Annotated in this window: 1 protein-coding gene; it reads left to right on the forward strand. The window is 47.5% G+C overall.

Annotated features, from left to right (window positions below; translation table 11 throughout):
• Positions 1 to 1,024: DUF1214 domain-containing protein (locus R7E00_RS25130; RefSeq protein WP_318124928.1), on the forward strand; the 1,024-nt coding region annotated here is incomplete at its 5' end.
• Positions 1,025 to 1,039: the final 15 nt, after the last annotated feature.

The raw sequence follows: 1,039 nt of genomic DNA on the forward strand, positions 1-1,039 counted from the left end.
TGTCATTGTAAGCGTGCCTGATATGGATGAAGGCCGTTACTGGATTTTGCACACAATGGACATGGGCCACTACACCAACGCAGCGTTCAGTTCTCGTACTCGCGGCACAAAAGGTGGCCAGTTCATGTTTGCAGCACAAGATTGGCAAGGTGAAGTGCCAGCGTCTGTCGACGAAGTGGTTCGCGTAGACAGCAACCTTGTGAAGCTGATGGGTCGCATCATGGCAGTGAATGACGAAGATGCGAAAGTCGCGCTTAACTACATGGATCAATGGAACATTCGTACCCTATCGGAATATTTAGGTAAGAACGGGCCAAAACCAGTACAAAGAACGTACCCAGATCCAAAAAATTCAACATGGCTTGAACGCGTGAACTTCGTGCTATGTGATGGCTCGATGGGCAATGCAGACAAACAGTGGTTGGATAAATACCAATCTATCGGCGTTGAACCATGCAAAACTGACTTCACACCTGAGCAGCTAAAACTGGCAAAAGTTGGTGAGAAGAAAGGCATGGAACACCTCGTCGAACTTGCACCTAAAATGACAGATGCTCGTACGTTGCTTGGTACACGCGATACCTTGGGTGATGCGCCACGCGATATTTTTGCAGAAGGTACTTACCTTGGTCAGTGGGGCTTACCACCTATCGAAGCGTCTTACCGTAAATCAGATTTCGACAGCACTGGTCAAAAACTGGATGGTTCGAAGCATGATTACGTGATGCGCTTTAAAGCGCCGAACGTCAGCGAATTCTGGTCTGTTACTATTTACGGCAACGACAACCGTTTGATGGCGAAAAACGACCTAAACCGTCACAGCCGTGGCGACCGAACCATGAAAGCGGACAAAGACGGTTACTACACCATTTACATGAGTGCGAACGAGAAAGGCCGTGCAGACGATCCAAACTTCTTGCCAGTACCTGAAAAACCGTTCTACGCCATCATGCGTTTCTACGGCGCAGACGATGCAATCCAAAGTGGTGAGTATCAAATGCCTGAAATCAAAGTAGTTAAATAATTCGTTTTAACGAAC

The sequence above is a fragment of the Vibrio sp. Vb1755 genome (assembly GCF_033338635.1).
In the GTDB taxonomy this organism is placed as follows: domain Bacteria; phylum Pseudomonadota; class Gammaproteobacteria; order Enterobacterales; family Vibrionaceae; genus Vibrio; species Vibrio alginolyticus.